We start from the raw sequence: 25,230 nt of genomic DNA on the forward strand, positions 1-25,230 counted from the left end.
CGTCCAGCCCGCTGCCCGCCGGCAGGACGGGCCTGCTCACGCCGTTCGAGCCGGGCACGCGTACCCTCGAGGCCGGCTTCCAGGTCGCACCGCAGTTCAAGCCGCTGCCCGTGGATGTCGTCTTCGACAAGGACGTCGCCATGACCTTGCGCGATGGGGTGACCATCCACATCGACGTGTTCCGTCCGGCCACCACCGACGAGGTTCCGGTCATCATGGCCTACAGCCCCTACGGCAAGGCGCAGGGCACATCGATGAGCGTCATGGGCGTGTTCGGGCTCGTAGGGGTGCCCAACTCCGCCGTCTCCGGGCTCGAGAAGTTCGAGGCCGCCGACCCCGCCTACTGGGTCGCTCAGGGCTACGCGATCGCCAACCCCGACATCCGGGGGGTCGTCGATTCAGACGGAGACAGCGTGCTGTGGGATCGTCAGGACGGCCGCGACGCCTACGACATCATCGAGTGGCTGGCCGAGCAGGAATGGAGCAACGGCAAGGTGGCGATGAGCGGCACCTCCTACCTGGCCGTCGCGCAGTGGTTCGCCGCATCCGAGCAGCCCCCTCACCTCATCGCCATCAACCCGTGGGAGGGCGTGAGCGATGTCTACCGCGACCTCGTCATGCGCGGGGGAATGCCCGACACCGGCTTCGCCCGTCAGCTCCAGGAGGGCAGCTTCTTCGGCAAGGGCCAGAAGGAGGACATCCTCGCGGAGGTCGACGCCTACCCGCTCATCAACGAGTTGTGGGAGAACAAGATCCCGGCGTTCGAGAAGATCACGGTCCCGGCGTATGTCGTGGCCAGCTACTCCAACACGCTGCACACCGCCGGCACCTTCCGTGCCTGGCGGCGCATGGCGTCTGAGCAGAAGTGGCTCCGCATCCACAACAGCCAGGAATGGCCGGACTACTACGACGAGGCGAACGTCGAGGATCTGCGCCGCTTTTTCGACCATTTCGTCAAGGGGGAGGACAACGGATGGGAGACCACGCCGCGCGTGCGCTACTCGGTCCTCGACCTCGAGGGCGGCGATGAGGTCGCCGTCGCAGCCGACCAGTTCCCTCCGACCGAGGTGGCACTCACGAAGTTCTTCCTCGACGGACGCACCCGGGTGCTGAGCACGGATGCGCCTGCGGAACGCGTACCGGCCGTCTACACGGTCGCGGCGAACCCGAACGCCGTGTCGTTCCTCGCCACCTTCGACTCCGAGACGGTGCTCGTGGGCTACCCGAAGGCGCACCTCCTCGTGGAGGCACGCGACGCCGATGACATGGACCTGTTCGTGCTGATGCAGAAGCTCGGCGCCCACGGCACTCCGCTGGAGGCCTTCACCACCCCGAACCACGGCGCGATGATCCACGATCTCACCGATCACGGCGCCACCATCCTGAAGTACAAGGGATCCGACGGGCGACTGCGCGTGTCGACGCGTCACCTCGACGAGACCCTGTCGACGGTTGACGTGCCCGCCCACACCTTCGACCGGGTCGAGAAGCTCGAGCCCGGCCAGATCGCCGAGATCGAGATCGACCTCTTCCCGGTCGGGCTCAAGTTCTACCCGGGCGAGCAGCTCCGCTTCATCATCAGCTCACGCAACCTCCTCGGCACGCTGATGCCCGCCATCCAGGAGTATGCCGGCGCCAACAGTGGACAGCACGTCATCCACACCGGCGGCGAGCACGCCTCCTACCTGCAGCTGCCTGTGCAGAAGGCGTAGCGACCCCGCGGAGATGCGGGTGAGACGACTCACGAGATCGACTCATCCGCATCCGTGTGGGAGAGTCGTCAGGCCCGACGGCGGCGCATCGTCGTGTAGAGGCGTTCAACGCCCCACAAGACGATGCCGATCGCCAGGAGCACGAGCGCGATGCCGTACTGCCCACCGGGTCGGCCGGAGGTCCAGGGGAACACGAGGTACAGACAGGTGATCGCGCCGATGATCGGCAGCGCGACGGGAATGTGGAAGTGCTCGTGTTCGACGGGCTGCCGACGCAACACCAGTACCACCACGTTGACGACGGCGAAGACGGTGAGCAGCAGGAGTGAGGTCGTGCCGCCCAGCAGGGCGACGATCGACCCTTCGGTGTCGAGCGAGACATAGATGATGAGGCCGGCGGCCAGCGCGCTCGTGAACAGGATCGCCGCCCACGGGGTGCGGCGCTTCGGAGCGACCTTGGAGAGGAAAGGCGGCAGCACCTTCTGCTTGCTCATGCCGTAGAGCAGGCGGCTCGCCATCATCATGTTGATCAGCGCCGTGTTGGCGACCGCGAACATGGAGATGAACGGCAGCAGCGCGTTGATCGGGAAGTCGGGTGCGGCGGCCTGGACGGCCAGCACCAGCGGCGTCTCGCTGCCGACGAGCTCGCCGATGGGCACGAGAGCGACCACGGTGATCGACACCAGCACGTAGATCACCGCGGCGATCGCGAGGCCGCTCAGCATCATCTTGGGGAAGATGCGGCTCGGTTCCTTCGTCTCCTCGGCCATGTTGACCGAGTCCTCGAAACCCACCATCGCGAAGAACGCGAGCGAGGTCGCCGTGCTGACCGCCAGCAGCACGTTCTTGTCCTCGGGCGTCTCGAACGCGATGACCCGGGACCAGTCGGCGTTGCCGCCCGCGATCGCCCACATTCCGATCAGGATGACGAGCACCAGGCCCGATAGCTCGACGAGAGTGAGCACCACGTTGAGCCAGACGCTCTCGCTCACGCCGCGGAGGTTGACCAACAGGATGAGCACGATGAACGCCAGTGCGATGACCATCGTGATGAGCATCTCGTCAGGCAGGCCGAAGGCGACGGTGAGGTTGACCGCGAAGGCGCGCGCCGCCGTCGAGGCTGACGTGATGCCCGAGGCCATCACGATGAAGCACACGATGAACGTGAGGAAGTGGATGCCGAAGGCCTTATGCGTGTACAGAGCCGCGCCGGCCGCCTGCGGGTACTTGGTCACCAGCTCCAGGTAGGAGAAGGCGGTGAGGGTCGCGACCGCGAACGCGAGGAGGAACGGCAGCCACGCCGCACCGCCGACCTCCGCGGCGACCTGGCCGGTGAGCGCGTAGATGCCCGTTCCGAGGATGTCGCCGACGATGAACAGGAGCAGCAACCCCGGCCCCAGCACCCGCTTCAGCTCTGGTTGATCGTCCGGTTCGACCGTTTCGACGACCTTCGTCCAGGAGGGATCACTCATGATGGGGCTCCTCTGCTCCAACCCAGCCGAGCACATCCGCTGCGTGACCTCAACCCTCCAGGGCCAATCGATCGTCGAGGACGTCCTCGAAACACGTCGGCTGGCTCCCTCACGACGCCGGGGAGCGCGACGGCTTGTGCCGACGGAGACGCTCTCATAAGGTGGAACCGATATGAGAGAACGTACGTTCTCTGCGCTCCAGCAGACCAGGAAAGAAGCACGATGACTGAGACCACCGACCGCGCACTTCGCCTGAAGGCCCTCCATGAGGCGCCCGCCATCCTTCGGGTCGTGAACGTCTGGGATGCGATCAGCGCCAAGACCGTCGCCGCGCTGCCCGAGACCGCAGCGATCGCCACGGCCGGGCATTCCATAGCGGCCAGCTACGGCTACCCCGACGGCGGGATGCCGCTCGACCTCGCCCTCGCGGGAGCGAAGACGGTGGTGGACGCGGTCGACCTGCCCGTCACGGCCGACCTGGACGATGGATACGAGGACCCGGCGGAGACCATCCGCCGAGCCATCGGCCTCGGCATCGTCGGCGCGAATGTCGAGGATCGGCTGCGGCCGTTCGACGAGTCCGTCGCCCGGGTTGCCGCCATCATCGCGGCAGCCGAGTCCGAGGGCGTAGCCTTCCAGCTCAATGCCCGGACGGATGCGATCGTGCGCGGAGGCGAGCGTCCCATCCGCGAGAGCGTCGACGACGCGATTGCCCGCGGCCGGGCCTTCCTCGACGCCGGCGCTGCTCTCGTGTTCGTTCCCGGCGCCCTCACTCGTGAGGTCGTCGAGCCACTGGTTGCGGGCCTCGGTCACGGCAAGCTGTCGGTCATCGGGGCGCCTGGCGCCCTCGCCGCCGCCGACTACGAGGAGCTGGGCGTCGCTCGCATCTCGTACGGGCCGTACACCCAGCGCGTGGCGCTCCGGGCGCTGCGAGACGTCGCGACGGACCTGTACGGCTCGGGCGTGATTCCCGAGGACACGCCCGCCATCAACTGATCGGGCAGCGCGGCCGCCGGCCTCACCAGTTATCCCGGCGGCGCTCCTGGTCGACAACCGCGTCGCGGTCGGCGAGGCGGCGCAGGCCGGCGAGCGGCTGCGCCATCCGCTGGTTGTGACGGATGCGCGGCTCGACCCGGTCGAGTAAGGCCCAGTACCCCGCGGTGAAGGGGCAGGCGTTCTCGCCGAGGCGCACCTTGGGGTCGAACCGGCATCCGCCGCAGAAGTCGGACATCTTGGAGATGTATGCGCCGCCGGAGACGTAGGGCTTGGTCGCGACGATGCCCCCGTCGGCGTGCTGCGACATGCCGATGACGTTGGCCGGCATGACCCACGGCGTTCCGTCGACGAACATGTCGATGAACCAGTCGTTGAGGGCCACCGGGTCGTAGCCGTGCTGGATCGCCCAGTTGCCGAGCACCATGAGTCGCTGGATGTGGTGGGCCCATCCGTGCCGTCGCATGCCGTCGATGGTCTCGTGCAGGCAGTTCGCCTCGATCGCGTCGACGTCGAGGTTCAGGAAGGCCTCGGGCAGCGGAGTCGTCGCACCCAGCGCGTTGTTGCCTGTGCGGTAGCCCTCGCCGAGGTACCAGTACAGGTGCCAGACGTAGTCACGCCAGCCGATGATCTGGCGCACGAACCCCTCGACGCTCCGGAGCGGTGCCTCTCCCGACGCGTGCGCGGCCACGACCGTCTGGGCGACGTGGAGCGGATCGATCAGTCCCAGGTTCATCGGCGCGCTCAGCAGCGAGTGCGCCATCGTCCAGTCACCGCTCAGCATGGCGTCCTCGAACGGACCGAAGTCGCCCAGCCGCGACTCCACGAAGTCCTTCAGCGACTCCTCGGCCTCGGCGGCCGTGACGGCGAAATGCCGAGGACCGTCCTCGCCCACCAATCGCACGAGGCCGTCCGCCTGCCACTGGTCGAGGTCGGCGCGCACCTCGTCGTCGATGGCGTCCTCCTCCGGCCACCACGGATCGGGGAGACCCAGACGCGAGGCGTTCTTCGGCGGAGGATTGCGATTGTCGTGGTCGTAGTTCCATCGTCCGCCCTCCGGCTGGTCGCCGCGCATGAGCAGGCCGGTGCGCTCACGCACCGAACGGTAGAAGTCCTCCATGAGCAGCCGCTTGCCGGCGCGGGCATCCGCCCAGTCGCGGAAATCCTGCTCGCTCGTCACGAAACCTCGGCTGGGCAGCACCGCGATACCGCGTCGGCGGACGAAACGGCGAGCCGCCCACGAGGTGGGGTCGATCACCTCGAGGTCCTCCCGCCCGTCGACCGCCTCGTCGTAACGCTCCACCCGGTGGTACTCGACACGATCGCCCAGCTCCGCCACCCGGCGCCGCATCGCCGAGAGCAGCAGGTGCGCCTTGGCGCGGTGCATCGGGCGACGTCCGAACACCGAGCGCGCCTCGACGATCATCATCGGGCCGCCGTCGTCGAAGGCCGGGCCGAGCTGACCGGCGAAGATCCAACGCGTGCGAGGGGAGGCGGATGACACGTCCTCAGGTTATTCGGCGGCTCGCAACATCACGGGGCCTCCCGCGGCAGCGCATCCGTCAATAGAATGCGGATCGTGTCCGTCCTGATCTCCGTGATATCGCTGCTGCTCATCATCGGCGCGCTCGTCGACATCATCTCCCGCCCCGACGACGAGGTGAAGCACCTGCCCAAGCTGGTCTGGGTGATCCTCGTCGTGTTCCTGCCACTCATCGGCAGCGTGGTCTGGTTCGCCGTCGGTCGGGAGTATGCGCCGCGAGTGCCCAGGCAGCGCACGGCCCGGTCGGCGGCCCCCGTCTTCGAGCCGCTGCCAGCCCGCAAGTCGACAGAGGAGCAGATCGCCGAGCTGGACCGCGAGATCGAGTACTACCAGAAGCGCGCTCGGTTGAAGGAGCTCCAGATGGGCTCGACCCCGCTCGCGATCGAGGGTTCGAAGGCCGATACGGATGCTCCGATGCTCGAGCCGCTGCCCGAGCGCAGGGCCATCAACCCCGAGACCTGAGCGTTCATGCGGCATGCTGGGGACAGGACCTGACAGAGGAGCGTTATGAGCGATCAGCAGGCAGCCCCGTCCGAAGCGGCCGGACCGGACGGCACCGACCATCAGGGCGCCGACCTCGATGACGACGACACCGGCGCCCCGCCGCCCGTTGTCATCGAGCCCGAAGACGCGGAACCCGCCATGCCCGAACCGCGCGTGGAGGTGCGACGCAACGACGAGGGAGAGCGCTACGAACTCTCCATCGACGACCACATCGCAGGGTATTCGGAATACAAGATGAGCGACGGGCGGGTCGTGATCACGCACACCGCCACCCTTCCGGCCTACGGCGGTCGGGGCGTCGCCACCACCCTCGTCGATCAGATGCTGAGCGACCTCCGTCAGCGTGGGGAGCGCGTCGTGGTGAAGTGCCCGTTCGTCGCCGAGTTCGTCACGGAGCATCACGAGTTCGACGACATCATCGATGGTTGACGTCGCGCCGATCGGCGTCGCGGTCGCGCAGTTCGCGCCCGTCGACGACGCCGGCGCGAACCTGATACAGATTGATCGGCTCGCTCGACTCTCGGCCGCGCGCGGGGCGCAGCTCGTCGTCTTCCCCGAGTACTCGGCGTACTTCACGGCAGAACTCGGTCAGGCGATGGCGGATGCCGCCGAGCCGCTCGACGGGGCGTTCGTGCGGGCGCTCGGCGCTCTCGCGGCCGAGCTGGGCGTGCACATCGTCGCCGGGGCCCTCGAGCAGACCGAGCACATCGACCGGTTCTCCAACACGCTCGTCGCGCTCGACCCCGACGGAGCACTCGTTGCGAGCTACCGCAAGCAGCACCTCTACGACGCGTTCGGCCAGCGGGAATCGGACTGGGTGGTGGCCGGCGCGGTCGCTGAGCCCGAGACCTTCAGCGTCGCTGGCCTGCGGGTCGGCATGCAGACCTGCTACGACATCCGCTTCCCCGAGGTCACCCGACGACTCGTCGACGCCGGCGCCGACCTCGTGCTCGTGCCGGCCGAGTGGGTGCGCGGGCCGCTGAAGGAGCACCACTGGCGCACGCTGGCCACCGCGCGCGCCATCGAGAACACCGTCTACCTGGCCGCCGCCGACCACGCGCCGCCCGTCGGTGTGGGCAACAGCTTCGTGATCGACCCCATGGGCGTCGAGTTGGTAACCATCGGCGAGACGACGGATGCCGCCGTCGCGTGGGTGTCTCGTGAGCGAATCGCGGCGGTCCGCCACGTGAATCCGGCCCTCGCATTGCGGCGCTACGCCGTGACGCCGCGCTGACCGCGTGCAGCCGACATCCCGGACCGCTCGCTGAATAGAGTGTGTCCAGGAGACCCATGACCGAATCGCCCTACCGCGTTCTCGTCATCGAGGATGACGACGACGTTGCACTGTTCACGCGGACCGTGCTGCAGAAGCGTGCCGGGTGCGAGGTGCGCTCGCTGTCCAGCGCCGACGGCGCCATCCGTGCCTTGTCGGAATTCGCTCCCGACGTCGTCATCACCGATGTCGAGCTGCCCGGCGCGAGCGGACTCGACATCCTCGAGAAGGTCAGAAGGGCGGATGGCGACCTGCCCGTCGTCGTGATGACCGCACACGCATCGGTCGATTACGCGGTGCGAGCGCTGCGCGACCGCGCCGACGAGTTCCTCACCAAGCCGATCCCGTCCGCCGTGCTCGTCGAGACCGTCCGGCGTCTCGCGACCGCGCACCGCGAGTCACAGGCGCGTCGCCGCGGGCGGACCGTGCTGGCGATCGGAGCCCACCCCGACGACGTCGAGATCGGCGTCGGCGGCACCCTCGCCGGGCACGCAGCCGCGGGCGATCCCGTCGTCATCCTCACCCTGTGCCGAGGGGCACGCGGGGGTCGGGCCGACGATCGACAGAACGAGTCGCTCGCCGCCGCAGAACTCATCGGAGCGCGCCTCTTCCTCGAGGACCTCGAGGACACCCGCATCCCCATCTCCGATCCCACTATCGGCATCATCGAGCCCTGCCGTGACGACCGGATCGACGTCGTCGTATCGACCGTCGACGTCGAGTTGCCTCCGCTCGCCGAACGCCGCGACGAGCTGGAGGAGACCGCAGCCGCGTGCGCCCGAGCGGCCGGAATCGTCGGCGTCGCCAACGTCCAGCTGCGCTACAGCGACGCCGGCGAGCCCGCCCTGCTCGAGATCAACCCCCGGCGGCACCGTGACTATCGCGGTGACGGTGGCAGGCGACGACGTCGTCGTGAGCTTCGCCGACACCGGAATGGGTATTCCGGCAGACGAGATCGATCGCCTGTTCACCCGCTTCTTCCGCTCATCGACGGCCATGCGTCAGGCGGTGCAGGGCGTCGGCCTGGGGCTCAGCATCACGAAGGCCATCGTGACCGCCCACGGGGGAAGCCTGGGGGTCGAGAGCGAGCAGGGCGTCGGCACGACGTTCACGATGTCGCTCCCCATCGCGCGGGTGGATTGACGCCGACCGAGGGATGATCCGGCCGCCTCAGCGCGTCGAGCGGGAAGGGAGTGCGGCCAGCCGGCGCGTCGCCTCTTCGATCACCTCGGTGCGTTTGCAGAAGGCGAAGCGTACGAGGGACCGGTAGGCGTCGCGGTGCTCGGCGTGGACGAAGGCCGTCACGGGCACGGCGACCACGCTCGCCAGACTGGGCAGCTCGCGACACAGCCGTGCAGCATCCGGGTGGCCCGCGGCGGCGGCATCCGCGACGACGAAGTAACCCGCCTGCGGAAGCCCGACCGTGAACCCCGCCGCGGTGAGTCCGCTCGAGAGCAAGTCGCGCTTGGCGCGCAGTGCGCTCGCGGCATCCGCGAAGAACGAATCGGGGAGGCGCAGACCGACGGCGATGGCGGGCTGGAACGGCGCACCGTTCACGTAGGTGAGGAACTGCTTGACCGCGAGCACGGCTTCCAGGAGGGGAGCGGATGCCGTGAGCCAGCCGACCTTCCATCCGGTGGTGCTGAAGGTCTTGCCGCCTGACGAGATGGTGACAGTACGGTCGCGCGCTCCATCGAGGGTGGAGATGGGGGTGTGCACGCCGTCGAACAGCAGGTGCTCGTAGACCTCGTCCGTGACGATGATGGCGTCGTGCCGCTCGGCCAGGGCGACGATCTCGCGCAGCACCTCGACGCCGAAGACCGCGCCGGTGGGGTTGTGCGGGCTGTTCAGCAGGATGACGCGCGTGCGGTCGCTGACGACGGCCCGGAGCTCGTCGAGGTCGGGCTGGAAGTCGGGCAAGCGGAGCGGGACGGTGCGGTGGATTCCGCGTGCCAGAGCGATGAGCGCGCCGTACGCGTCGTAGAACGGTTCGAAGGTGACCACCTCGTCGCCGGCGTCGACGAGGGCGAGGATGGTGGCGGCGAGCGCCTCGGTCGCGCCGGCCGTCACGAGGACCTCGCGGTCGGGGTCGAGACGGATGGCGTAGAACCGCTCCTGGTGCTCGGCGATCGCCTCGCGCAGCACCGGCATGCCGCGGCCGGGCGGGTACTGGTTGACGCCCTCCGCGATCGCGTCGCGCGCGGCCTCGAGCACAGCGGGGGGACCGTCTTCATCGGGGAAGCCCTGGCCGAGGTTGATCGCTCCCGTTCGTGCAGCGAGAGCACTCATCTCGGCGAAGATCGTCGCCGCCATGGACCCATCCGCCCCGAGCAGTCCCGCGCCGGACGCGGCGCGCTGCCACGGTGCCATGTCGTTCATCGCGCTCCCTCGTGCCCGTCGATTCCACGCTAGGCCACCGCGCGGGCAGCTGTGGATATCTCCCGCACGACGCGCGTCGCATGCTCTACCGTGTCAGGATGCTCGCCGCTGCCCTTCGCCCCATCGCGGTGCTGGCGGCCGCCGTCGTGCTGGCCGCGCTGAGCGGCTGCGTGCAGACCACCGAGAAGCCCACCCCGACGCCCACCGCAGCTGCGACTCCGGCGTTCGCATCCGACGAGGAGGCCCTCGGGGCGGCCGAGAAGGCGTACGCCGCGTACTTGGCTGTCGATGATGCTGTTTTGCACGACGGCGGTCTAAACGCTGACCGATATGAGGCTGTGGCTTCCGGGGAGGCGCTGAAGGCCTCGATATCCAACGCGGAGAAATTCCAAGCAGAATCAGTGCGTACGACCGGGGCATCCTCTTTCCGAACCGAGAAGCTTCAAGCGACTCAGTTTCTCGGGGACGGCGTTACATCGGTTGCGGTTTACGTCTGCGACGACGTGTCCGGCGTCGATCTGCTGGATTCAACCGGTAGGTCTCTGGTTTCCCCTAACCGAAAGCCGGTTGCCCCATTCGTGATCACGATGGAGCGGCAAAACCGGACTGACCGTATTTCCCAACGTGAACTGTGGACAACTGAAAACTTCTGCTCATGAGGAAGTCGTCGATGGGCATTATGGTCGCCGCGTGTTTGATCGCGTCGCTTTCCATCTCGATGCCTGCGGCTGCGGATGATCTTTGCGATCGATTCGGGCAGATCGCTGGTGGCTGCGATGTTCCCGACTCGTCTGGCGCCATCGTGGACGACAGCGTTGAGCTCTCCGCTCAGACGGGCACAGGATCGACCGCGGGCGACGGCGACGACGGGGGCGCATCCGCCGAGCCCGAGCCGCCGCCGCTCACCACGGTGATCGGCGTGGACGGTACGCCCGTGAGTCGTCGCGCCGTCGAGGGAGGTGTCGGTGACGCCGGTGCGCTGGGGTGCACCGGCCCGGTCATCTGCAATCCGCTGCCCGAGGTGACGATGGCCGACATCGCGGCGTTCCGTCCGACGCGGCCGACGCAGGGCATGGAGCCATCGGGGTGGATGGTCGTCGGTCTTCCCGCCAACTTCTACGGGTCCGCCACTGCAGACGTGAAGGCGGGCACGCTGCTCGGACTCGCCGCCCAGGTGCGCTTCACGCCGCTGCGCTATCGGTGGGTCTACGGGGACGGCGCATCGGCGGCCAGCCGCTCGGGCGGACGCACGTGGGCGGCTCTCGGTGCCGCCGAGTTCGATGCCACGCCGACGAGCCACACCTACGGAACGACGGGAACGTTCACCATCCGGATGGCCGTCGACTACGGCGCGGAGTACAGCTTCGCGGGCCAGCCGTGGCGGACCATACCCGGAACGCTCACCGTGTGGGCCCCGGACCTCACTGCCACGGCGAACGCAGCGAAGACCGTTCTGGTCGCGCGCAGCTGTCTGGCCAATCCGTCCGGGCCGGGCTGCTGACCTTCCGATCGGCTCGTCGCGCGGCCGTAGGCTGTCTTGGTGAACTCATAAGTTCGCGCTAGGGCGCTCCCAGTCTGTGTTAGTCGATTGCACAGGTACGACGGCGAAGCTGGCAGGGCTTTGGAAGGAGCAACCATGACCGACAGCACCACCCCCGAGTCCAACAACGAGGAGCACACCGCTCCCGAGGTGACGCCGACCGCGGCCGACGAGAACGCCGGGGTCACGGGCCCGACCGAGCGCATCGAGCGCGTCGCCCCGACCGGCGCAGCTCCAACCGCCGCAGCGCAGCCCGACTCGAGCGTCAGCTCGTCGCAAGCCGCCACCGCCGCGACCGTCCCACTGCCGGATGCAGCACCCGCCGCCCCTGCCGCGAGCCAGGCTCCCGCAGCCGCCCAGGCTCCCGCGCCCACCGGCGCCTTCGGCCAGAGCACCGCGCCCCAGGCGCCGGTCTACGCACCGAATGCCGCACAGCAGGCCTACGCCCAACAGGGCCACCCCACGCAGCCCTACGGCCAGCCCGCCTACGGGCAGCCGGGGTACGCGCACCCCCCCCAGCAGTACGGGGCGACGCCCGCGCCGGCCGACACGAAGACGAAGAACCGTGTCGTGCTGCCGGTCGTCGCGGCACTCATCGCCGGCTCGCTCATCGGCGGCGGTTCCGCAGCCGGTGTCAGCGCGCTGATGGGCAACCAGAGCAACGCCTCGACCCCGACCAGCGCGACGGCACCGCAGAACGTCGTCGTCAACAACACCGACTCCGTCAACGAGATCACGGCTGTCGCAGCGAAGGCATCCCCGAGTGTCGTCACCATCTCGGTCACCGCCGACAGCAGCGCGGGCACCGGCTCGGGCGTCGTCCTGTCGAAGGACGGCTACATCCTGACCAACACGCACGTCGTCACCCTCGATGGCAGCGCCAGCAAGGTCACCATCCAGGTGCAGACCACCGACGGCAAGCTCTACGACGCCACCGTCGTCGGAACCGACCCCACCAGTGACCTTGCCGTCATCAAGCTGAAGGACGCCTCCGGCCTCACGCCGCTCGACTTCGCCGACTCCAGCAAGCTCAACGTGGGTGACGCGGCTGTGGCCATCGGCGCGCCCCTCGGCCTGGCGAACACCGTCACCAACGGAATCGTGAGCGCGCTCAACCGCTCCATCCAGGTGGCCTCGTCAGCGGCACCGGACACCAGCGGCCAGGACTCGCAGACTCCCGACCAGAACGGCAATGGGTCCGGCGGATCCGGCAGCCCGTTCGACTTCTGGAATTTCGACATGCCCGGCCAGAGCCAGCAGCAGCAGTCGGCCACCTCGACGATCTCGCTGCCGGTCATCCAGACCGACGCGGCCATCAACCCGGGCAACTCGGGTGGTGCCCTGCTGAACTCGAAGGGTCAGTTGATCGGCATCAACGTCGCCATCGCGAGTGCGGGCGAGTCCAGCTCGGGAGGCCAGTCGGGCAGCATCGGCGTCGGCTTCGCCATCCCGGCCAACCTCGCCAAGCGCATCTCGGACGAGATCATCAGCGGTGGAAAGGCCAGCCACGGCCTGCTGGGCGCCTCCGTCGCGGATGCCGCCAGCACCACCTCCGGAACCGTCGGCGCTCTCATCAAGGAGGCCACGTCCGGTGGTGCGGCCGACAAGGGCGGCCTGAAGTCGGGCGACATCATCACCAGCTTCAACGGTGTTCCGATCACCGATGCCAACGACCTCACCGCGCAGGTGCGCTACCTGCCCGGCGGAGCCCAGGCATCCGTCTCGTACACCCGCGACGGCAAGACAGCCACGACCTCGGTCACGCTCGGCGAGCTCAAGAGCTGACCGACTCCTTCCGACGAACCGCCGCCCGCATCCGATGCGGGCGGCGGTTCGCGTCGTGCGGCCGGCGGACGTCTGGAATGCCGCCATCGGACGCGTCCAGCGAGCCGACATGACCCGTGCGATAGGCTCGATCGACCCACGGGACGACTGGATACGATGACCGACAATGCCATGAGCCGGGCAGCGCAGCCGCTGCCGGGGGTGTCGTACGTGATGCCCGTGCTCAACGAGGTGACCCACGTCAGGGCGGCGGTCGAGAGCCTTCTGAATCAGGACTACGACGGCCCGTTCGAGGTCACCGTCGCCCTCGGCCCGTCCATCGACGGCACCGCCGAGCTTCTCGCCGACATGTCCGCCCGCGACCCTCGCATCCACGTGGTGGAGAACGAGATCGGATCGACGCCGGCCGGCCTCAACGTCGCCATCAACGCCTCGAGCATGCCCATCGTCATCCGCGTGGACGCCCACTCGAGCCTGCCGCACGACTACGCCCGCATCGCGGTGGAGACCATCCAGCGCACCGGCGCGGCGAACGTCGGCGGCATCATGGACGCGCAGGGGCACGGCGCGTTCCAGCGAGCGGTGGCCCGGGCGTACACGACCCGGGTCGGCCTCGGCGGATCGTCCTTCCACGTCGGTGGAGAGGAGGGGGCCGTCGACACGGTCTACCTCGGCTGCTTCCGGCGCGAGGCCATCGAGGCGGTCGGCCTGTTCGACGAGGGAATCAAGCGCGGCCAGGACTGGGAGCTCAACCGACGGCTGCGCCAAGCGGGGGAGACGGTCTGGTTCACGCCCGCCCTTCGCGTCGTGTACCGCCCGAGACCCAGCGTCGCGCGGCTGGCGCGGCAGATGCTCTCCACGGGGATGTGGCGCGGCGAGCTCGCGCGCCGGTTCCGTTCGGGCAACGGCATCCGTTACTTCATCCCTCCGCTCATGGTGCTCGGCGTCGCCGTAGGGACGCTGCTCGGACTCATCGGTATCGCGCAGGCGATCGCCGGGGCGCCACCGTGGTTCCTGCTGGGCTTCGCGGTCCCCGCCGTCTACGCCGTCTTCGTCGTGCTCGCCACGATCGCCGCGACCCGCACCGACGGCGTTCGCGTGGCCCTCTGGTTTCTCCTAGTCTTGCCGTGCATCCACTTCAGCTGGGGGCTGGGGTTCCTCCTCGGTTACCTCTCGCTGACTGACAACATCGCGTCGCACACGGGGAGATGAGCATGAGCGAGATCTCCGGCAACCGCGGGCGTCCATCGTCCATCGCCGAACTCCGAGCCGTCGCGCAGCCCCCCGAGGTGCGCAGCCGCCGCAACGCCGAGCACTGGGTGGCCTCGCTCTACCTCCGCGACCTGTCGCCCTACCTCACCTGGGTGCTGCTGAAGACCCCCATCTCCGCGAACGGCGTCACCGGCCTGATGATCCTGGTCGGCTGGTCGACAGCCGCCGCGCTGCTGATCCCGGGCATCTGGGGCGCGCTGCTGGCTCTCGTGCTCGGGCAACTCCAGATGCTGGTCGACTGCTGCGACGGCGAGGTCGCGCGGTGGCGAGGCACCTCGTCGCCCGCCGGAGTCTTCCTCGACAAGGTGGGTCATTACTCGACCGAGGCGCTCATCCCGATCGCGCTCGGCATCCGAGCCGCGGCGTGGCCGTTCAACGCGCCGGATGACTACCTCTGGACCACCCTCGGCACCCTCCTCGCCCTCCTGATCGTGCTCAATAAGGCGCTCAACGACATGGTGCACGTTGCCCGTGCCAACGCCGGCCTCAGTAAGCTCGCCGATACGCACGGGGAGTCGGCGCCCACCGCGGGCCTCGTCGCGACGCTGCGTCGCGCGGCCCGGTTCGTGCCCTTCCACCGCCTCTACCACTCCGTCGAGCTCACGATGCTGGCCTTCGTGGCGGCCGTCATCGGCCTGTTCGCCGGGCAGCCGCTCGTCGACCGCATCCTCGTCGCCGCGCTCGTGCCGCTCGCGCTCCTCGCGCTCCTCGGCCATTTCGTCGCGATCATGGCCTCCCGGCGTGTCCGCTCCTGAGCCGACCGTCGGCGTCGTCGTCCTCACCCAGGGGCGGCGACCCGACGACCTGGCGCGCGGCATCCGTTCCCTGCTCGACCAGACGGGCGTGAGCATCGACGTCGTCTGCGTGGGGAACGGATGGCAGCCCGCCGCGCTGCCGCCCGAGGTCACGGCACTCGCCCTGCCCGAGAACGTGGGCATCCCTGCTGGACGCAATGCCGGTGTGCCGCTCGTCGCGGGGCAGTACCTGTTTTTCCTCGACGATGATGCGAGCCTGCCGGACCCCGCCTTCCTGTCGACGGCGATCGCCCGGTTGCGCGCGGAGCCAGGAATCGGCCTGCTGCAGCCTCGCGTGGTCGATCCGACCGGTGTCGCCTCGCCTCGGCGATGGATCCCGCGCATCCTCAAGGGATCGCCCGAGCACTCCGGGAATGTCTTCTCGGTCTGGGAAGGCGCCGTGCTGCTCCCGCGCGACATCTTCGACGCCACCGGCGGATGGGGCGACGAATACTTCTACGCCCACGAGGGCATCGAACTGGCCTGGCGGGTGTGGGACCAGGGCAGGCGCGCTTGGTACGCCGGGGACCTCATCGCCAACCACCCCGTGATCGCGCAGACCCGCCATTCGCAGTACTGGCGCCTCAACGCGCGCAATCGGGTCTGGCTGGCGCGCCGCAACCTCCCCGCCTTGCTCATTCCGCTGTATGTCGGCTCGTGGACAGCACTGCAGTTCGTGCGCTTCCTGCGTCGCCCCTCGGGAGTCAACGCCTGGTGGGGCGGATGGTGCGAGGGCTGGAGCAGCGATCCGGGCGAACGGCGCCCGCTGCGGTGGAGGACCGTGCTCCGGATGACCCGCGCCGGCCGACCGCCCATCGTCTGAGCGCATCGGACGTCCGGCAGCCGTCGATAGGCTGGACGCGTGGGAGTGACGGGTGACGCGCGGCAGGCGATCCGGTTCGTGCGCCGGGTGCTGGCCAACCGGCGTGCGCTCGGCGAGCTGACGGGCAAGATCGCCGCGAGTCCGCCGCTGCCCCGCGGGCACTTCCGCATCGGCGTGTACTTCGCCGACGGCCTCGTCAACCTCTACCAGCTGCGCCAGTGGTACGCGCCTCTCGCCGAGCTGGCGGAGCGCTGGCCCGTGCTCCTCCTGTCGCGAACGTCGGGCGCGGCATCCGCCCTCTTCGACGAGAGCCCGCTTCCCGTGGCATACGTGCGCACTGTTGTCGACCTCGAGCAGGTCATCGAGGAGCAGCAGCTGCAGATCATCCTGTACGTCAACCAGAACGCCAAGAACTTCCAGATGATGCGGTACGGCCGTCGGTGGCACGTGTTCATCAACCACGGCGAGAGCGACAAGATGTACATGACCACGAATCAGTTCAAGGCGTACGACTACGCCCTGATCGCGGGCGACGCGGCCCGGTCGCGGTTGGAACGGGTGCTCTGGGAATACGACTTCGACAAGCGGGCCATTCCGATCGGCCGTCCACAGGCCGACCACTACTCGGGAACGCTTCCGTACACTCCCGACGAGCGCGAGATCGTCCTCTACGCACCCACCTGGGAGGGCGACCGAGCAGCGGCCGCCTACGGCTCCGTGGCCTCCCACGGCGTCGCCCTCGTCGGTGCCCTGCTGGCAACGGGTCGTCACCGGGTGATCTACCGGCCGCATCCGCGCTCCGGCGTCGTCGACGAGGCGTACGGGGCGGCCAACCGCGAGATCATCCGGATGATCGCCCAGGCGAACGGTGCCGACTCCACGGCGCAGCACGTCTATGACGACGGACCGGAGCTCGGCTGGCAGCTCGCCGCCGCCGATCTGGCCGTCGTCGACATCTCGGCGATGGTCTACGACCGGCTCGCCGCAGGCAAGCCGCTCATGGTGACGCGACCGGTTGAGCGTGACGCGCAGATCGACACGGACGGCTACCTCTCGGCGTGCGAGTGGCTGGACGCCGGCGACGCTGACGACATCGTGCGTTTCGCGGACGAACTCACCCACGACGAGGCAGCTCAGGATCGACTGCGCGTCTGGGTCGAACGGTACTTCGGCGACACCTCACCGGGAGCTGCCACCGCACGCTTCCACGCCGCGGTCGAGCACCTCATGGCGGAGTGGGAGCGCAACGCCGCCTTGCATGCCGGTGATCCCGACCTGACGGAGGACGGCTCGGAGCCGCCCGACGAGGGTGTCGACGTCTCGGTGGACTGATACCGCGGCCTCAGGGACGCGGCTGATCCTCCGGCTTGCGCCGACCAGTCGGCAGCACCTTGAGGACGCCGCCGGCGACGGTTCCGCGCGCCTTGACGAAACGCTCCCCGGCACTCGCCCTCGTCCTCCCGTCGTGCAGCACGATGACACCGCCGCGGGGTTCGAGCTCGGGGCTCAGCGTCGCAGGCGGCATGCCGAACGCCAGCCGTGATGCCTTGACGACGCGTCGACCGACTATCTGGTTGCCGGCGCCGCCGATCACCGCGCCGACGCCGAACGGGATCGCCTTGCCGAGCACGCTCGCGCCAGCACCGACCGTGAACCGACGGATGAATGACGACTTCAGGCGATCGACCAGCGGCACGAGGATCGCCCGGGGGATCGAGTTGGTGACCACCTCTCCCCAATAGGCTCCGCGCACGATGCCGTCGCCCGTGACCTGGCCGGCGAACTGGCGCACGAGGTCGGTACCCTCTGCGCCGAGCATCATCGTCATGATGAGCGCTCGCGCTCGTTCGGGATCATCGACGGCGATGCCATGCACCTCGGCGACGGACTGCGCGTACAGCGAGGTCGCCTCGAGGAATCCGGCCGTCTCGATGCCCGACAGCACGAGGGTCAGTCCCGTCCCGATCCCCGGGATGACCGCTGTGGCACCGACGGCCGCGCCGCCCGTCGTCACGGCAGCCAGGTAGCGGCGTTCGAGGATGCGCACGAGTTGCGCAGGGGTCGCGTCGGGACTGCGCCGACGGATGCTCCGCAGGTGAGCGAGGACCGCGGGTCGCTGGATCGACAAGCCGCGGTCGATCCCACGGATGATCGCCGGAGGAACCTCACCCCCGGCCGGTGTGCCACCCGTCGGCGAGATGATCGGCTTTTCCTTGCGCGCCATGCTTTTGATCCTATGGCGCGTGCCCGGGCCACGCTCGAGTGGACGGGGTGCTTGACATCCGCCCCCCTGTCGTCATCACCGGCCGACGTCTCGCCCGGTGCTACCGTCGTCTCATGAGTCCGGATGCGATCGCGACGCTCGCTCACCTGCGCCGCGCACGCGACCTGATCGACCGCGACTACGCGCTTCCGCTCGACGTGCCCACGATGGCGGCACGGGCGTTCATGTCTCCCGCGCACTTCTCGCGGCAGTTCCGCTCCGCTTATGGCGAGACCCCGTACAGCTACCTGATGACCCGCCGCATCGAACGGGCGATGGCGCTGCTGCGCACCGGAATGAGCGTGACGGATGCCTGCGTGGCCGTCGGTGCGACATCGTTGGGATCGTTCAGCTCGCGCTTCTCGGAGATCACGGGCATGAGCCCGAGCGAGTACCGCCGGCGCGAGCACTCCGCGGTCAGCGCGATGCCGCCGTGCGTCGCCAAGGTGACCACCCGCCCTCAGCGCCGGGCGGCATCGAGCAGGATCAGAGAAGCCGAGCCGGCGCCGCTCTCCTAACGTTGTCGTCATGACAATGACACTCCGTTACGCCAACATCACCGTCAACGACGTCGACGAGTCGCTTCCGTTCTACCGGGACGCTCTCGGCCTGGAGGTGCGCAACGACGTGGCATCCGGTGGTCACCGCTGGCTGACGCTGGCGAGCCCCGACCAGCCCGAGCTCGAGATCGTGCTCTCGGAACCGCACGCCGGTCGTTCCGCGGCGGATGGCGACGCCATGCAGGAGCTGCTGACGAAGGGCGTGCTGCCCAACATCGTGTTCGCGACCGCCGACGTCGATGCCGCGTTCGAGAGGGTGCGGGCTTCCGGTGCCGAGGTGCTGCAGGAGCCCATCGATCAGCCGTGGGGTCCCCGCGACTGCGCGTTCCGCGACCCGTCCGGCAACATGGTGCGCATCTCGGCCTCCGCCGCGAGCGCTTCCTGAGCTACTTCTTGATGCCGTGCTCGTCGTTGTACCGATCGACGACATCGTCGATCGGTCCGTCGAGCACGAGCGCACCCTTGTCGAGGTAGAGGCCACGGTCGCAGAAGCGCCGCAGGTCTCGTTCGTTGTGCGAGACGAAGAACAGCGTGCGACCCGCGGCCTTCATCTCCTCGATCCGTCGGTAGCACTTCTCGCGGAACACCTTGTCGCCGACGGCGAGCACCTCGTCGACCAGGACGATCGGTTCATCGAGGCTCGAGATGACCGAGAAGGCGATGCGCACCTTCATGCCGCTGGAGAGGTGCTTGTACGGCGTGTCCAGGAAGTCGCCGATCTCGGCGAACGCGATCATCTCGTCGAAGCGCTCGTCGATCATCCGCTTGGTCATGCCGTGCAGTCCGGCCGTGAGGTACACGTTGTCGCGCACGCTGAGGTCGTCGACGAACCCGCCGGTGATCTCGATGAGCGGGGCGACGCCACCGGTCACGTCGACGGCGCCCTCGTCGGCGATCATCACGCCGGCCACGAGCTTGAGCAGGGTGGATTTGCCCTGACCGTTGCGGCCGACCACGCCGATGGACTCGCCCTGCCTCACCGTGAACGTCACCCCGCGCAGCGCCCAGAACTCGTCGGGGCGGCTTCGCCGATCGCGTCCGGCGAAGAGGTCCTTGAAGCTGCGTCGCCCTCGGCGATTGCGACGGAAGCGGATGCCGGCGTCGGACACGGCGATGTCGATCACCGGAGCGGGCTGCACGTCGACCATCAGATCTCCTTCAGCACGTTGCGCACGAGGCGGCTGAAGACGAACACGCCGATGCCGAGCAGCGCCACCGAGATGAGCGCCGACATCCCGACCGCGAACCAGTCGAGCTCCTCGGGGAAGAAGCCGGCACGGTACAGGCTGAAGATGCCGGTCAGCGGGTTGAACGACAGGATCGAGCGGTAGTTGGCAGACAGGTCGCTGATGCCGTAGACGATGGGGGAGGCGTAGAAGGCCAGGCGGAGGATGAGTTTGACGGCACGTTCGAGGTCGCGGAAGAACACGACCAGCGGGGCGACGATGAGCCCGATCCCCACCGTCAGCACGCACTGGAGCACGATGGCCAGCGGGAACAGCAGGAGTCCGGGGCCGACGGTAGCGCCCGAGAAGATGGCGAACAGCGCCAGTACGGGCAGTGACGCGAGGAACTCGATGCCCTTGGAGAGCACCAGTCGGTTCACCCAGATCGACCGGGGGATCTTCGTGGAACGGATGAGCTTCGCCTCGCGGAGGAAGGCGCGCGTGCAATCCGAGATGGCCCCCGTGAACCACATCCACGGCAGCAGAGCCGTGAGTAGGACGACGATGTACGGCTCGAGGTCGGCATTCCGATGGAACACCTGCGTGAACACGAACCAGTAGATCGCACTCATCAACAGCGGATCGAGGATCGACCAGAAGTAGCCGAGCACCGACGTGGAGTAGCGAACGCGCAGATCGCGGCGCGTCAGCAGCCGGAGCGCGTGACGGTAGCGCGACGCCGGCGTCCACTGCGGGCGCTCATCGCCGTAGGAAGTCACGCGCTCTATCGTATCCAGCCGGACGGGGGACGCGGCTCATGCCGCCGTCTCGCCTCAGACGAACAGGTTGGCGCGCTCGAGGTCCTCGGCGAAGTCGATCTCCACGGCGTACAGGTCCGAGATGTCGACCGGCTCGATGAGGATGCCGTCGCGCTCGATCGCCAGTTCGAGGCCGCGCTCGAAGTAGTCCTGGTCGCCGACCTTCGTGAGGTGGCGGATGAGCCGGGCCTTGTCGGCAGCGGAGATGTAGTTGATGCCGACAGCCTCGCCCAAGCCGCCGGTGACGGTCTTGGAGAGCTCCTTGATGTAGCCCTCGGCGCTCGTCGTGTACTTGACCTCCTCGTCGGAGACCTTGGCCGTGTTGACGGTCACGAACGACTGGTCGCGGGCGATCATGACGGCCGCGCGGTCGAGGACGGTCGGGTCGAACACGACGTCGCCGTTCATCCAGAGGACGCCGCCGGCCGGCGAGGCCTGCAGCGCGCGGAGAAGGCTCTTCGACGTGTTGGTCTGGTCGTACTGCTCGTTGTAGACGAAGGAGGCGTCGGGGAAGGCCTCGATGATGTGCTCGAGCTTGTAGCCGACGACGATCGTGACCTTGGCGTTGCGGCCGAAGGTGTGGTGGATGTTGTCGAACTGCTGCTGCATGATCGTGCGACCGTCGCCGAGCTCGGTGAGGGGCTTGGGGAGCGAACGTCCGAGACGGCTGCCCATGCCTGCTGCGAGAATGACGACCTGCGTGGTCACGATTGATCTCCTTGAAATGGCGGGTCCCGACCGACGCGGCGGCTTCCGTCTTCGGAAGTTCGCCTGTGGTTAACCCGGATGTGGCTGTGCGGACACGCCTTCATGCCACTGTCGACACTATCCCGTCCGGCCGGTTCCGGCCCAGCAGGATAGGCCGACGTGTCCGTATTGTGACCGCCTGCTGGGTGAATTCCCAGACATGCGGGTCGCGGCATGACGTGCCCATGACGGGGGTCGGTCGGAATTGGTAGGTTGGGCGAGTGAGTTCCGTGCAGCAGACCCCTGACCCGCAGGACCCGGCCGAGGGCGATGCGTCCGCGGCGGCCGCGGATTCCGCTGCGCCCGTTCGCCCCGTGCGGCAGCTACGCACCCGGGGTCCGGTACGGCAGCCGAAACGCGGAACGGATGTCGACGCCGATTCTTCTGCACCGGCAGTGGAGGCCACCGCCGACGAGGGGGAAGACGCCGCCTCCGAAGAGCCGCTCGTCGCGCGGCCGGTTCGCCCCAAGGCGGCGCGCACGAGCTCTCCCCGACCCACCCCGTCGGACGAAGTCGCAACCACGACCCGACCAGCGGCGAAACGCCCAGCCCCGAAGAAGCCTGCCCCGAAGAATCCGGCGGCGAAGCGACCAGCCGCGGCCAGGACGACCCCCCCGTCGAGGCCGGCGGATGCGAGCGTATCCGACACGGACACGGAGACCGACTCGTCGCCCGCCGCACTCGACGCGAACCCGAATTCGGCCGCCGCTCCCACTCCGACGAAACCGTCCGCCCGCAAGCCGCCCGCTGCGCGAACCACCGCCCGCTCCACGACGAAGCGCGCCGTGCGTGCACCCAAGGCCGGTCAGAAAGCCGACGCTGCGCAGCAAGACGTGGCCGCCCCGAGTGCCGTCGACGAGCGCGAGCCCGTCGAAGCCGCGCCCGAGTCGTCAGCTGTCCGCGCGCCCCGCACCGCCGCTGCCGAACTCGTGCGGGACGCTGTCGCCGTCGCGCCCGCATCCACGCCAGCACGCGACGTGTACGTCGCGCCGGTCGATGAACCCGTCACGGATGCCCCGCCCGTCGACGCCGTTACGGCCGACGTGGCCGAGTCCGACATCGCCGTGGAGTTCGTCGGAGCACCCCTCGAAACGGACGAGCCGGCCGAAGGCCTCGACTCATCGACCGACCTCGTCCAGGAGTTCGAGGCGATCGTCGCTCCTCCCGTGCGTCCCGCGCCGCGGAAGAAGCGACCGAAGGTCGTGCTCACGCCCGCTCCAGTAGCTCCGCCGGAGACCGCCGAGGCGGTGCTGCAGATCACCGGCCTCAGCAAGAGCTTCGGCGACAACCATGCCGTCGACGGCATCGATCTCACCGTCCGCACCGGTTCCTTCTACGGCATCGTCGGGCCCAACGGCGCGGGAAAGACCACGACACTCTCGATGGTGACCGGACTCCTGCGACCCGACGCCGGATCCGTCCTCGTCCACGACATCGACGTGTGGGCCAAACCTGCTGCGGCGAAGCGCGTGATGGGCGTCCTGCCTGACCGACTGCGGCTGTTCGACCGGCTCACCGGAGCACAGCTGCTGTATTACTCCGGCGTTCTGCGCGGACTGGACACCGACACGGTGCGCTCCCGTTCGGCCGACCTCGTCTCGGCGTTCGGACTGGAAGAGGCGGTGAACCGACTCGTCGCCGATTACTCGGCCGGCATGACGAAGAAGATCGCGTTGGCCTGCGCCATGATCCACTCCCCGCGGCTGCTGGTGCTCGACGAGCCGTTCGAGTCCGTCGACCCGGTCTCCGCCGCCAACCTCGTCGAGATCCTGCAGCGCTACGTCGGGGCGGGCGGCACGGTCGTTCTCTCCAGCCACGGAATGGACATGATCGAGCGCGTCTGCGACAGCGTCGCCGTCATCATCCAAGGCAAGGTCCTCGCCTCCGGCACCCTCGACGAGGTGCGTCGCGGGCAGCGACTCGAGGACCGTTTCGTCGAGCTCGCCGGTGGGCGCAAAGTCGCCGAGGGGATGGAATGGTTGCACAGCTTCTCGGACTGAGACTCCGACTGCTCGGCAACCTCTTCCGCCGTGGACCCTGGCAGGTCGTCGGCGTGGTCGTCGGGATCATCTACGGCCTCGGCGTCGCGGTCGTGTGCCTCCTCGCGCTCAGCGGCCTGAGGTTGTTGCCGGGGGTCGACGCCATCCGCGACGGCATCGTCGTGGCCGGTTCACTGCTCGTCATCGGCTCGATCGTGGTGCCGCTCTTCCTGGGCTCCGACGACGCTCTCGACCCGCGACGCTTCGCCCTCTTCGGCATGCCGCGACGCGAACTGTCCCTCGGCATCCTGGCCGCCTCGTTCATCGGCATCCCGGCGCTCGTGCTGGCGATCTCCCTGATCGGCTTCATCGTCGCGTGGACGCGAGGACCCCTCGAGACCATCCTGGCGATCATCTCCGCCGCGTTGGCGTGGGCCACCTGCGTCATCCTCGCCCGCGCGAGCACCACTCTGGCGGCCCTGTTCCTCGCCAGTCGACGCGCGCGAGAGGTCAGCGGATTCATCGGCATCGCCGTGATCCTCCTCATCTCGCCGCTCGTCGTGCTGTTGCTTCAGGTCGACTGGAGCACGTCGGGGCGGCGCATCGTCACCTCGGCTGCCGACATCCTCTCGTGGACCCCACTCGGTGCCGTCTGGGCCGTACCCGGTGATGCGGCATCCGGCGACTGGCTGCCGGCCATCGCGAAGCTGGCCATCGCCGCGGGCACGCTGTGGCTGCTGTGGCTGGCATTTCAGCGGATCGTCGAGCACACCCTTCTGACGCCCGGTCGCATCGTCGCCTCCCATTCCTACGGCGGGCTCGGCTGGTTCGGACGGGTGCCTCCCGGACAGACGGGGGCCATCGCGGCTCGGTCGCTCACCTATTGGCTGCGCGACCCGCGCTACTGGATGAGTCTCGTCATGATCCCGGTGCTGCCGGTGCTGCTCGTGGTCCCCCTGGCGGCCGTGCATGTGCCGACGGGGATCCTGGCTCTCCTTCCATTGCCGGTCATGTGCGTCTTCCTCGGCTGGACGGTGCACAACGACGTCGCGTACGACTCGACCGCGGTGTGGCTGCACGTCGCGTCGGGCGCCAGCGGGTTCGCCGACCGGGTGGGGCGACTCGTCCCCGCGTTCCTCCTCGGCATTCCGCTCATCGCGATCGGCACCATCATCAGCCTGCTGCTCTATCGGGACTGGAGCGTGTTGCCGTCGTTCATCGGCGTGTGCACGAGCCTGTTCCTCGCCGGACTCGGCTGCGGCAGCTTCACCTCCGCCCGCTTCCCGTATCCGGTCCCGAAGCCCGGCGCGAGTCCGTTCTCGCAGCCCCAGTCCTCTGGAACCGCAGCAGCAGCCGTGCAGTCGCTCACCTTCTTCGTCGCCATCCTGTTCACCGCTCCAGCGCTCGCGTTCGCGTGGATGGCCATCACGGTTGACCCCGCCTGGCACCTGGCCGCCTTCATCGACGGCATCGCCACGGGCGTGGTCGCCCTCGTGCTCGGCGTGTGGTGGGGCGCACACACGTTCACGGTGCGGGGCCCCGAGATCCTCGCGTCGGCGCAGCGCGCCTGAGTCGATCCGGTCATGACCGTCCGGATCGACCCGGAC

General features: G+C 68.4%; 24 protein-coding genes and 1 pseudogene. 18 read left to right on the forward strand and 7 right to left on the reverse strand.

Translation table 11 applies throughout. The features are described 5' to 3' along the window. Positions 1–1,712, forward strand: a 1,712-nt coding sequence (locus E6C70_RS01795) for a CocE/NonD family hydrolase (protein ID WP_207670017.1), incomplete at its 5' end; no start/stop codon positions are given. 68 nt (positions 1,713–1,780) lie between these two features. Here the strand turns inward: E6C70_RS01795 and E6C70_RS01800 are convergent. Continuing rightward, a complete protein-coding gene (locus E6C70_RS01800) occupies positions 1,781–3,184 on the reverse strand; it encodes an APC family permease (protein ID WP_136421705.1) in 1,404 nt (467 codons plus the stop codon). 222 nt (positions 3,185–3,406) lie between these two features. On the opposite strand from E6C70_RS01800, the gene E6C70_RS01805 reads away from it, so the two are divergent. Continuing rightward, positions 3,407–4,180, forward strand: coding sequence for an isocitrate lyase/PEP mutase family protein (locus tag E6C70_RS01805; protein ID WP_136421707.1), 774 nt, complete (start codon positions 3,407–3,409; stop codon positions 4,178–4,180). A 22-nt stretch (positions 4,181–4,202) separates the two neighbouring features. On the opposite strand, the gene E6C70_RS01810 is transcribed toward E6C70_RS01805, so the two are convergent. Beyond that, the gene (locus E6C70_RS01810; protein WP_235833235.1) at positions 4,203–5,681 is read right to left on the reverse strand and encodes a cryptochrome/photolyase family protein; all 1,479 of its coding nucleotides are present in this window, start codon (positions 5,679–5,681) and stop codon (positions 4,203–4,205) included. A gap of 75 nt (positions 5,682–5,756) precedes the next feature. On the opposite strand from E6C70_RS01810, the gene E6C70_RS01815 reads away from it, so the two are divergent. From E6C70_RS01815 to E6C70_RS16950, 5 genes and pseudogenes are all read left to right on the forward strand, one after another. Further along, positions 5,757–6,182, forward strand: coding sequence for a PLD nuclease N-terminal domain-containing protein (locus E6C70_RS01815; protein ID WP_235833236.1), 426 nt, complete (start codon positions 5,757–5,759; stop codon positions 6,180–6,182). Between the two features lie 45 nt (positions 6,183–6,227). Beyond that, positions 6,228–6,653 (forward strand): GNAT family N-acetyltransferase, encoded by a 426-nt coding sequence (locus E6C70_RS01820; RefSeq protein ID WP_136421709.1) that lies wholly within the window; start codon positions 6,228–6,230, stop codon positions 6,651–6,653. Then, a complete protein-coding gene (locus E6C70_RS01825; protein ID WP_136421711.1) occupies positions 6,646–7,458 on the forward strand; it encodes a carbon-nitrogen hydrolase family protein in 813 nt (270 codons plus the stop codon). Before E6C70_RS01820 ends, E6C70_RS01825 begins: the two co-directional genes overlap by 8 nt. 56 nt (positions 7,459–7,514) lie before the next feature. Beyond that, a pseudogene (locus E6C70_RS01830) lies at positions 7,515–8,303 on the forward strand (PIG-L deacetylase family protein); the annotation flags it as partial. A 106-nt stretch (positions 8,304–8,409) separates the two neighbouring features. Next, positions 8,410–8,640 carry an ATP-binding protein gene (locus E6C70_RS16950; RefSeq protein WP_235833312.1) on the forward strand — a complete coding sequence of 77 codons (231 nt, stop codon included), beginning with the start codon at positions 8,410–8,412 and terminating at the stop codon, positions 8,638–8,640. A gap of 27 nt (positions 8,641–8,667) precedes the next feature. Here E6C70_RS16950 and E6C70_RS01840 read toward each other — a convergent pair whose 3' ends face one another. Next, the gene (locus E6C70_RS01840) at positions 8,668–9,876 is read right to left on the reverse strand and encodes an aminotransferase class I/II-fold pyridoxal phosphate-dependent enzyme (protein WP_136421713.1); all 1,209 of its coding nucleotides are present in this window, start codon (positions 9,874–9,876) and stop codon (positions 8,668–8,670) included. A gap of 98 nt (positions 9,877–9,974) precedes the next feature. Here E6C70_RS01840 and E6C70_RS01845 point away from each other — a divergent pair, with 98 nt between their 5' ends. The 7 genes from E6C70_RS01845 (at position 9,975) to E6C70_RS01875 (ending at position 17,422) form a co-directional block, all read left to right on the forward strand. Next, positions 9,975–10,535: a hypothetical protein gene (locus E6C70_RS01845; protein WP_136421715.1), complete on the forward strand. Its 561-nt coding sequence runs from the start codon at positions 9,975–9,977 to the stop codon at positions 10,533–10,535. 143 nt (positions 10,536–10,678) lie between these two features. Continuing rightward, positions 10,679–11,377: a PKD domain-containing protein gene (locus tag E6C70_RS01850; protein WP_136421717.1), complete on the forward strand. Its 699-nt coding sequence runs from the start codon at positions 10,679–10,681 to the stop codon at positions 11,375–11,377. A 135-nt stretch (positions 11,378–11,512) separates the two neighbouring features. Next, positions 11,513–13,201 (forward strand): S1C family serine protease, encoded by a 1,689-nt coding sequence (locus E6C70_RS01855; RefSeq protein ID WP_136421719.1) that lies wholly within the window; start codon positions 11,513–11,515, stop codon positions 13,199–13,201. Between the two features lie 156 nt (positions 13,202–13,357). After that, on the forward strand, positions 13,358–14,413 hold the full coding sequence (locus E6C70_RS01860) for a glycosyltransferase family 2 protein (protein ID WP_136421721.1): 1,056 nt from the start codon (positions 13,358–13,360) through the stop codon (positions 14,411–14,413). A gap of 2 nt (positions 14,414–14,415) precedes the next feature. After that, on the forward strand, positions 14,416–15,228 hold the full coding sequence (locus tag E6C70_RS01865; protein ID WP_407921009.1) for a CDP-alcohol phosphatidyltransferase family protein: 813 nt from the start codon (positions 14,416–14,418) through the stop codon (positions 15,226–15,228). Continuing rightward, on the forward strand, positions 15,215–16,090 hold the full coding sequence (locus tag E6C70_RS01870; RefSeq protein WP_136421726.1) for a glycosyltransferase family 2 protein: 876 nt from the start codon (positions 15,215–15,217) through the stop codon (positions 16,088–16,090). Before E6C70_RS01865 ends, E6C70_RS01870 begins: the two co-directional genes overlap by 14 nt. 39 nt (positions 16,091–16,129) lie before the next feature. Beyond that, positions 16,130–17,422, forward strand: coding sequence for a CDP-glycerol glycerophosphotransferase family protein (locus E6C70_RS01875; RefSeq protein WP_136421727.1), 1,293 nt, complete (start codon positions 16,130–16,132; stop codon positions 17,420–17,422). A 10-nt stretch (positions 17,423–17,432) separates the two neighbouring features. Here the strand turns inward: E6C70_RS01875 and E6C70_RS01880 are convergent, their stop codons facing one another. Next, positions 17,433–18,314, reverse strand: coding sequence for a hypothetical protein (locus tag E6C70_RS01880; RefSeq protein ID WP_207670018.1), 882 nt, complete (start codon positions 18,312–18,314; stop codon positions 17,433–17,435). Positions 18,315–18,427: 113 nt separating this feature from the next. On the opposite strand from E6C70_RS01880, the gene E6C70_RS01885 reads away from it, so the two are divergent. Both E6C70_RS01885 and E6C70_RS01890 read left to right on the forward strand, forming a co-directional pair. Continuing rightward, the gene (locus tag E6C70_RS01885; RefSeq protein WP_136421729.1) at positions 18,428–18,871 is read left to right on the forward strand and encodes a helix-turn-helix transcriptional regulator; all 444 of its coding nucleotides are present in this window, start codon (positions 18,428–18,430) and stop codon (positions 18,869–18,871) included. Between the two features lie 10 nt (positions 18,872–18,881). Then, on the forward strand, positions 18,882–19,298 hold the full coding sequence (locus tag E6C70_RS01890) for a VOC family protein (protein ID WP_136421731.1): 417 nt from the start codon (positions 18,882–18,884) through the stop codon (positions 19,296–19,298). A gap of 1 nt (position 19,299) precedes the next feature. On the opposite strand, the gene E6C70_RS01895 is transcribed toward E6C70_RS01890, so the two are convergent. From E6C70_RS01895 to E6C70_RS01905, 3 genes are read right to left on the reverse strand one after another with little or no spacing between them, the layout of a single operon-like run. Further along, positions 19,300–20,061 (reverse strand): ABC transporter ATP-binding protein, encoded by a 762-nt coding sequence (locus E6C70_RS01895; RefSeq protein ID WP_136421733.1) that lies wholly within the window; start codon positions 20,059–20,061, stop codon positions 19,300–19,302. Then, the gene (locus tag E6C70_RS01900; protein WP_235833237.1) at positions 20,061–20,858 is read right to left on the reverse strand and encodes an ABC transporter permease; all 798 of its coding nucleotides are present in this window, start codon (positions 20,856–20,858) and stop codon (positions 20,061–20,063) included. Before E6C70_RS01900 ends, E6C70_RS01895 begins: the two co-directional genes overlap by 1 nt. Before the next feature lie 54 nt (positions 20,859–20,912). Beyond that, a complete protein-coding gene (locus E6C70_RS01905; protein WP_136421737.1) occupies positions 20,913–21,605 on the reverse strand; it encodes a phosphocholine cytidylyltransferase family protein in 693 nt (230 codons plus the stop codon). A gap of 260 nt (positions 21,606–21,865) precedes the next feature. Between E6C70_RS01905 and E6C70_RS17205 the strand changes: the two genes are divergently transcribed. Both E6C70_RS17205 and E6C70_RS01915 read left to right on the forward strand, forming a co-directional pair. Beyond that, on the forward strand, positions 21,866–23,644 hold the full coding sequence (locus tag E6C70_RS17205) for an ABC transporter ATP-binding protein (RefSeq protein ID WP_328590798.1): 1,779 nt from the start codon (positions 21,866–21,868) through the stop codon (positions 23,642–23,644). Continuing rightward, on the forward strand, positions 23,620–25,194 hold the full coding sequence (locus E6C70_RS01915) for a hypothetical protein (protein ID WP_136421739.1): 1,575 nt from the start codon (positions 23,620–23,622) through the stop codon (positions 25,192–25,194). Before E6C70_RS17205 ends, E6C70_RS01915 begins: the two co-directional genes overlap by 25 nt. Positions 25,195–25,230 lie beyond the last annotated feature (36 nt).

Origin of the sequence: Orlajensenia flava (genome assembly GCF_004801905.1) — a bacterium.
Taxonomy (GTDB): Bacteria; Actinomycetota; Actinomycetes; order Actinomycetales; family Microbacteriaceae; genus Orlajensenia; species Orlajensenia flava.

Excerpts from the sequence above, each read along its gene's own strand:
- E6C70_RS01880 (WP_207670018.1), bottom strand. The coding sequence starts at position 18,314 with ATGGCGCGCAAGGAAAAGCCGATCATCTCGCCGACGGGTGGCACACCG.
- E6C70_RS01895 (WP_136421733.1), bottom strand. The coding sequence starts at position 20,061 with ATGGTCGACGTGCAGCCCGCTCCGGTGATCGACATCGCCGTGTCCGAC.
- E6C70_RS01890 (WP_136421731.1), top strand. The coding sequence starts at position 18,882 with ATGACAATGACACTCCGTTACGCCAACATCACCGTCAACGACGTCGAC.
- E6C70_RS01885 (WP_136421729.1), top strand. The coding sequence starts at position 18,428 with ATGAGTCCGGATGCGATCGCGACGCTCGCTCACCTGCGCCGCGCACGC.
- E6C70_RS01805 (WP_136421707.1), top strand. The coding sequence starts at position 3,407 with ATGACTGAGACCACCGACCGCGCACTTCGCCTGAAGGCCCTCCATGAG.
- E6C70_RS01845 (WP_136421715.1), top strand. The coding sequence starts at position 9,975 with ATGCTCGCCGCTGCCCTTCGCCCCATCGCGGTGCTGGCGGCCGCCGTC.
- E6C70_RS01820 (WP_136421709.1), top strand. The coding sequence starts at position 6,228 with ATGAGCGATCAGCAGGCAGCCCCGTCCGAAGCGGCCGGACCGGACGGC.
- E6C70_RS01825 (WP_136421711.1), top strand. The coding sequence starts at position 6,646 with ATGGTTGACGTCGCGCCGATCGGCGTCGCGGTCGCGCAGTTCGCGCCC.
- E6C70_RS01800 (WP_136421705.1), bottom strand. The coding sequence starts at position 3,184 with ATGAGTGATCCCTCCTGGACGAAGGTCGTCGAAACGGTCGAACCGGAC.
- E6C70_RS01840 (WP_136421713.1), bottom strand. The coding sequence starts at position 9,876 with ATGAACGACATGGCACCGTGGCAGCGCGCCGCGTCCGGCGCGGGACTG.
- E6C70_RS01855 (WP_136421719.1), top strand. The coding sequence starts at position 11,513 with ATGACCGACAGCACCACCCCCGAGTCCAACAACGAGGAGCACACCGCT.
- E6C70_RS01865 (WP_407921009.1), top strand. The coding sequence starts at position 14,416 with ATGAGCGAGATCTCCGGCAACCGCGGGCGTCCATCGTCCATCGCCGAA.
- E6C70_RS01915 (WP_136421739.1), top strand. The coding sequence starts at position 23,620 with ATGGTTGCACAGCTTCTCGGACTGAGACTCCGACTGCTCGGCAACCTC.
- E6C70_RS01860 (WP_136421721.1), top strand. The coding sequence starts at position 13,358 with ATGACCGACAATGCCATGAGCCGGGCAGCGCAGCCGCTGCCGGGGGTG.